6 protein-coding genes and 1 pseudogene are annotated in these 6,402 nt (G+C 74.6%); 6 read left to right on the top strand and 1 reads right to left on the bottom strand.

All coding sequences use genetic code 11. The features are described from left to right. Positions 1-339: 339 nt before the first annotated feature. The 6 genes and pseudogenes from ACWD0Y_RS19430 (at position 340) to ACWD0Y_RS19405 (ending at position 4,931) form a co-directional block, all read left to right on the top strand. Positions 340-486 carry a hypothetical protein gene (locus tag ACWD0Y_RS19430; RefSeq protein WP_450261562.1) on the top strand — a complete coding sequence of 49 codons (147 nt, stop codon included), beginning with the start codon at positions 340-342 and terminating at the stop codon, positions 484-486. A 78-nt stretch (positions 487-564) separates the two neighbouring features. Further along, positions 565-1,968, top strand: a complete 1,404-nt coding sequence (locus ACWD0Y_RS19425; RefSeq protein WP_450261561.1) for an enolase C-terminal domain-like protein — start codon at positions 565-567, stop codon at positions 1,966-1,968. Further along, positions 1,965-2,753, top strand: coding sequence for an SDR family NAD(P)-dependent oxidoreductase (locus ACWD0Y_RS19420; RefSeq protein ID WP_450261560.1), 789 nt, complete (start codon positions 1,965-1,967; stop codon positions 2,751-2,753). Before ACWD0Y_RS19425 ends, ACWD0Y_RS19420 begins: the two co-directional genes overlap by 4 nt. 35 nt (positions 2,754-2,788) lie before the next feature. Continuing rightward, on the top strand, positions 2,789-3,808 hold the full coding sequence (locus ACWD0Y_RS19415) for an aldo/keto reductase (protein ID WP_450261559.1): 1,020 nt from the start codon (positions 2,789-2,791) through the stop codon (positions 3,806-3,808). A 74-nt stretch (positions 3,809-3,882) separates the two neighbouring features. Then, positions 3,883-4,011: pseudogene (locus tag ACWD0Y_RS19410) on the top strand (L-rhamnose mutarotase); the annotation flags it as partial. 5 nt (positions 4,012-4,016) lie between these two features. Next, complete coding sequence (locus ACWD0Y_RS19405; protein ID WP_450261558.1) at positions 4,017-4,931, top strand: amidohydrolase family protein; 915 nt, start codon at positions 4,017-4,019, stop codon at positions 4,929-4,931. Here the strand turns inward: ACWD0Y_RS19405 and ACWD0Y_RS19400 are convergent. Continuing rightward, positions 4,928-6,358, bottom strand: coding sequence for an acyl-CoA synthetase (locus tag ACWD0Y_RS19400; RefSeq protein ID WP_450261557.1), 1,431 nt, complete (start codon positions 6,356-6,358; stop codon positions 4,928-4,930). The two genes, ACWD0Y_RS19405 and ACWD0Y_RS19400, sit on opposite strands and share 4 nt — an antisense overlap. Positions 6,359-6,402 lie beyond the last annotated feature (44 nt).

Genomic DNA, 6,402 nt, shown 5'->3' with positions numbered 1-6,402 from the left:
GCGATACGACAAACTCGCCGTCCGCTACGAAGCAACAGTGCTGGTCGCAGCCATCAACGAATGGCTGTGACCAGCACTTTCACAACAGGCCCTAGTCCGGACCGGCAGGCGACGGGAGCCTCCGGTCGCGCCCTCGCGGGCGCGGCCGGAGGTTCTTGCGTTCCTAGGCGGCTTCGTCACGCCATTCATCGGATCAATGAGCCGTTTTTGCCGGGGAATTGGCGCCTGAGGGGTGTTGAAGGGGCGGAGAGGTCTGATAGATATTCGTCGCGGCCCCGGCGAGATCTGGCCGTGCCGCCCTGCGCGGGCCATCACTTCCCTTCGTCGAGGAGTCGTCCGATGACTGGCAGGACAGTGGGGAACAGGACGGGAGCGGTACGTGCGGTGGCCCTGGCCGCCTGTGCCTCGCCGGCGCCCGCCGCGTGCGGCAGCGCCAAGGACAGCGTCGAGCACCCCGACGGGAAGGGCCCCTCATCGACCCGGTGAGACCCCCGGCCCGCACATGGGGCCCGAACCCGGCGGCGGGCGCCGGGCCTTCGACCGACCGTGAGAGGCAGCCCCTACGTGACCGGAACAGGTCCCCGCATCACCGCCGTCGACACGTACGACATCAGATTCCCCACCTCGCGCGAGCTCGACGGCTCCGACGCCATGAACCCCGACCCCGACTACTCCGCCGCCTACGTGGTGCTGCGCACCGACGCGGCGGACGGGCACGAGGGGCACGGCTTCACCTTCACCATCGGACGCGGCAACGACGTCCAGGTCGCGGCGGTCGAGGCCCTGCGCCCGCACCTCGTCGGCCGGCCGGTCGACGGGCTGTGCGCGGACCCCGGCACGCTCGGCCGGGACCTGACCGGGGACAGTCAGTTGCGCTGGCTCGGCCCGGAGAAGGGCGTGATGCACATGGCGATCGGGGCGGTGGTCAACGCCGCCTGGGACCTGGCCGCCAAGCGGGCGGGCAAGCCGCTGTGGAAGTTCCTGGCCGACGCCGAACCCGAATGGCTCGTCTCCCAGGTCGACTTCCGCTACATCGCCGACGTACTCAGCGCCGAGGACGCGCTGGGGCTCCTGCGGCGGGGCCGGAGCGGGCGCGGCGAGCGGGAGGCGCTGCTGCGCGCGGACGGATACCCCGGCTACACCACCTCACCCGGCTGGCTCGGCTACTCGGACGAGAAGCTGACCCGGCTGGCGCGGGAGGCCGTCGCCGACGGCTTCACCCAGATCAAGCTGAAGGTCGGCGCGGACCTGGCGGACGACATCCGGCGGATGCGGGCCGCGCGCGCCGCCGTCGGCCCGGACATCCGCATCGCCGTCGACGCCAACCAGCGGTGGAACGTCGGCGAGGCCGTCGAGTGGACGCGGGCGCTGGCGGAGTTCGACCCGTACTGGATCGAGGAGCCGACCAGCCCCGACGACATCCTCGGACACGCCGAGATCCGCAGGGCGGTGGCGCCGGTGAGGGTCGCCACCGGCGAGCACGTGCAGAACCGCATCGTCTTCAAGCAGCTCCTCCAGGCCGGGGCCATCGACGTGCTCCAGATCGACGCGGCGCGGGTCGGCGGGGTCAACGAGAACCTGGCGATCCTGCTGCTCGCCGCGGCGTTCGGGGTGCCGGTGTGCCCGCACGCGGGCGGCGTCGGGCTGTGCGAGCTGGTGCAGCACCTGTCGATGTTCGACTACGTCGCGCTCACGGGGACCACCGAGAACCGCGTCATCGAGTACGTCGACCACCTCCACGAGCACTTCACCGACCCCGTGGTGATGCGGGGCGGGCACTACGCGGCACCGGACGCGCCGGGCTTCTCGGCCATGATGCGCCCTGAGTCCATCGCCCAATTCACCTATCCGGGCGGCTCGTTCTGGGCCGCCGACCTGGCAGGCGCGACTCCTGCCACCGCTCCTGCTCCTGCTCCTGCCACTGCTCCTGACGCCGTCACCGCCGCTGCCGAGGAGGCCGCCGTATGAGCGAGACCGACCCGAACCGTCTCGACGGGCTGAAGGCCCTGGTGACCGGCGGTGCCTCCGGCATCGGCCACGCCACCGCGCTGCTGCTCGCCGCACGCGGCGCCGATGTCGCCGTACTCGACCTCGACCCGGCCGGTGCGCGGGCGCCACTGCTCGGCGTCAAGGCCGACGTCTCGGACGACGCGTCCGTACGGGAAGGGGTCGCCGCGGTGGTGGACCGGCTCGGCGGGCTCGACATCCTGGTCAACAACGCGGGCATCGGCGCCGCCGGCACGGTCGAGGACAACGACGACGCGCAGTGGCACCGCGTCCTGGACGTCAACGTCCTCGGCATGGTCCGCGTCTCCCGTGCCGCGCTGCCGCACCTGCGGCGGTCCGCGCACGCCGCGATCGTCAACACCTGCTCGATCGCCGCGACCGCCGGGCTGCCGCAGCGCGCGCTCTACAGCGCCAGCAAGGGGGCGGTGCTGTCCCTGACCCTCGCCATGGCCGCCGACCACGTACGGGAAGGGGTACGCGTCAACTGCGTCAACCCGGGCACGGCCGACACCCCCTGGGTCGGCCGCCTCCTGGACGCCGCCGACGACCCGGAGGCCGAACGCGCCGCCCTCAACGCCCGTCAGCCCATGGGCCGCCTGGTCGGTGCCGAGGAAGTGGCCGCCGCCATCGCCTACCTGGCGAGCCCCGCCGCGGCCTCCGTCACCGGCACCGCGCTCGCGGTCGACGGGGGGATGCAGGGCCTGCGCCTGCGCCCGGCGGATCCGGCGGACCGGGCGGGCCGGTGAGTGCGCCGGGCACGCCGGGTGCGCCGGGTACGCCGGTGAGCCCGGGGGACGTCACCACGCTCGGGCGCAGCGGGGTGCCCGTCACCGCGCTGTCCTTCGGGGCGGCGGCCCTCGGCAATCTCTTCACCCCCGTCACCGACGAGGACGCCGCCTCGGCGGTCGACGCCGCCTGGGACGCGGGCATCCGCTACTTCGACACCGCACCCCACTACGGCCTCGGGCTCTCCGAGCGGCGTCTCGGCGACGCCCTGCGCGACCGCCCCCGCGACACGTACACCCTCTCCACCAAGGCGGGGCGGTTGCTGGAGGAGGCGGGCGGGGCCGACGGCTCCGGCGGGTCCGTCGGCCCGGACGCGGGCTTCGCCGTACCCGCCACGCACCGCCGCGTCTGGGACTTCAGCGGTGACGGCGTCCGGCGCTCCGTCGAGGACAGCCTTCGCCGGCTCGGCCTGGACCGGATCGACGTCGTCTACCTCCACGACCCCGACGACCACGCCGAGCAGGCGTTCCGCGAGGGTTACCCGGCCCTGGAGCGGCTGCGCGCCGAAGGGACCGTACGGGCGATCGGCGCCGGCATGAACCAGACCGGGATGCTCACCCGCTTCCTCCGCGACACCGATGTCGACGCCGTGCTGTGCGCGGGGCGCTACACCCTCCTCGACCAGCGTGCGGCCGGTGAGCTGCTCCCCGAGGCCGCCGCCCGCGGCAAGAGCGTCGTCGTCGGCGGCGTCTTCAACTCCGGTCTGCTGGCCGACCCGCGCCCCGGCGCGACGTACGACTACGCCCCCGCGCCGATGAACCTCCTCGACCGCGCCCTGCGCGCCAAGACCGTCGCCGAGCGCCACGGCGTCCCGCTGCGCGCCGCCGCCCTGCGCTTCCCCTTCGGCGGGGCGGCGGTGGCGAGTGTGCTGGTCGGGATGCGGTCGGCGGCCGAGGTGGCGGACGCGGCCGCCCTGTTCGTGAGAGGGGTGCCCGCGCGGATGTGGGAGGAACTGCGCGCAGAGGGCCTGCTGGGGGCGGGCGTACCGGTCCCGGCGGAAGCCGGGCGGCCGTGAGGGCCGGCCTCGCCGCACGCGGCCCGCACACCCCCGCAGTGCCCGCAGTGCCCGCCGTCTCCGAGGAGCCTTGAATGAGAGTCGCCCTGCGCACACGGGTCCGCGCCGACCGCGTCGAGGAGTACGAGCAGGCCCACCGCGAGGCCCCGGCCGAACTGACGGCGGCCGTCCGCGCCGCCGGGGCCGGCCTCCCGGTCGCCTGGGAGCTGTGACCGCTGTGACCGCTGTGCGCATCGTCGACGCCCACCACCACGTCTGGGACCTGTCCGTACGCGACCAGGACTGGATCACCGGCCCCGAACTGGCCCCGCTGCGCCGCGACTTCCTCATCGGCGACCTCGCCCCGCAGGCCGCCGCCGCCGGAGTCCGGGCGACCGTACTCGTCCAGACGGTCACGGCGGCCGAGGAGACCCCGGAGTTCCTGGCGCTCGCCGCCACGAGCGACCTGGTGGCGGGCGTCGTCGGCTGGACCGACCTCACCGCGCCCGGGGTCGCCGACGCGCTCGCCGGGCTCCGCGAACTGCCGGGCGGCGACCGCCTGGTGGGCATCCGCCACCAGGTGCAGGGCGAACCGGACCCCGAGTGGCTGCTGCGCCACGACGTGCACCGCGGTCTCGAAGCGGTCGCCGCCGCCGGGCTCGTCTACGACCTGGTGGTCCTGCCGGGCCAGCTCCCCGCCGCCGCGAAGGCCGCGGCGGCGCACCCCGGACTCCGCTTCGTCCTCGACCACGCGGGCAAGCCGCCGGTCGCGTCCGGCGAGCTGGAGCCGTGGGCCTCGGAGGTGCGGCGCCTCGCCGCGCTGCCCAACACCGTGTGCAAGCTGTCGGGCCTGGTCACCGAGGCGGACCGGGCGGCCTGGACCGTGGAGGACCTGCGCCCGTACGGTGACACGGTGCTCGACGCGTTCGGCCCGGACCGGCTGATGTTCGGCTCCGACTGGCCGGTGTGCGAGCTGGCGTCGCCGTACGCCGGTGTCCTCGCGGCGGCGCGGGAGCTGACCGCCGGGCTGGGGGAGGGGGAGCGGGCCGACGTCTTCGCCGGGACGGCCGAGCGGACGTACGGGCTCGGACGGCCGAGCGGACGTACGGGCTCGGACGGCAGGGCGGGGCGCGGCGCGCCCTAGCCGCCGAGCGCCCGCTTCATGATCTTGCCCATGTCGTTGCGCGGCAGGGACTCCAGCAGCCGGACCGCGCGCGGCCGCTTGTGCGGGGCCAGCAGCCCCGCCACATGGGAGGCCAGCTCCGCCCCGGACGGCGGCGACTGCGGATCCGCCGGCACGATCCACGCCACGATCCGCTCGCCCAGATCCTCGTCCGGCTCACCCGTGACGGCGGCCTCCGCCACCCCCGGGTGCTCCAGCAGCGCGTTCTCGATCTCGCCCGCGCCGATCTTGTAGCCGCCGCTCTTGATGAGGTCGGTGGCCTTGCGTCCGACGATGCGCACGTAACCGTCGGGGTCCCTGCTCGCCATGTCGCCCGTACGGAACCAGGGCCCGTCGAAGGCGGCGGCCGTCGCGTCCGGGCGGTTCAGGTACTCCGTGAAGAGGTTCGGCCCGCGCACCTGGATCTCGCCGATGCCGTCCGCCTCGTCCACCAGCCGCAGTTCGACACCGGCCAGCGGCAGTCCGACCGTGCCGGGGCGGGCCTCGCCGTCGGCCCGTACCGACGTGTTCATCAGGGTCTCGGTCATGCCGTACCGCTCGATCACCGCACGCCCCGTCGCCGCCGTGATCCGCCGGTGGTCGCGCTCCGGCAGCGGCGCCGACCCCGACACCAGCAGCCGGGCCCCGGCCAGGGCCTTCGCCAGCTCCCGGTCGCCGTCGAGCGCTTCGGCCAGCCGGTGGTACATCGTCGGTACGCCGAAGAACATCGTCGCGCCCGCCGAAAGCTCCCGTGCGACGCCCCGTACGTCGAACCTGCCCAGGTGCCGCACCTCGCCGCCGCGCCGCAGCGGCCCGAGGACGCCCAGGATCAGCCCGTGCACGTGGAACAGCGGCAGCCCGTGCACCAGCACGTCGTCGGCCGTCCACTCCCACGCGTCCTCCAGCGCGTCCAGCGTCGCGGCGATCGCGCGGCGCGGCAGGACGGCGCCCTTGGGCGGCCCGGTCGTCCCCGACGTGTAGACGACCAGCGCGGGGGAGCCAGGCGGCGGCTCGTCGGGCAGCGGCCCCGGCGCACCGCCCGTCACCGGGACGTCGATACGCTCCAGCTTCCCCAGCGCCGGGGGGAGCCCGGCGCCGGGCGCGGCCAGCACCACCGTCGGCGCGCTGTCCGCCACGATGTGCGCCAGCTCCCGCTCCCCGGTCTTCGGGTTGAGCGGCACCGCGGGCACCCCCGCCAGCAGCGCCGCGACCACGCCCACCGCCGTCTCCGGACTCGGCGTGGCCCAGACGGCCACCCGCCCGGCGCCCGCGATCCGGGCGGCCAGTCCGCCGGCGGCACGGGCGAGTCCGGCGTACGTCAGCGTACGGTCGCCGAACCGCAGCGCGGGCCGGTCCGAACGCAGGTGCAGGGCGGGGAACAGCGGGGAGGAGGGAGGAGAGGCAGCCATGCGGCCGACCTTACGGCTCCCTCTCCGGCGACCGCAGCCCGTGC

The sequence above is a fragment of the Streptomyces altiplanensis genome, from assembly GCF_053591575.1.
This window is presented reverse-complemented; position numbering and strand designations above follow the sequence as displayed.

What these genes read in the sequence shown, in the direction of transcription:
- ACWD0Y_RS19420 (WP_450261560.1), top strand. Translation starts at nt 1,965, where the DNA reads ATGAGCGAGACCGACCCGAACCGTCTCGACGGGCTGAAGGCCCTGGTG.
- ACWD0Y_RS19400 (WP_450261557.1), bottom strand. Translation starts at nt 6,358, where the DNA reads ATGGCTGCCTCTCCTCCCTCCTCCCCGCTGTTCCCCGCCCTGCACCTG.
- ACWD0Y_RS19430 (WP_450261562.1), top strand. Translation starts at nt 340, where the DNA reads ATGACTGGCAGGACAGTGGGGAACAGGACGGGAGCGGTACGTGCGGTG.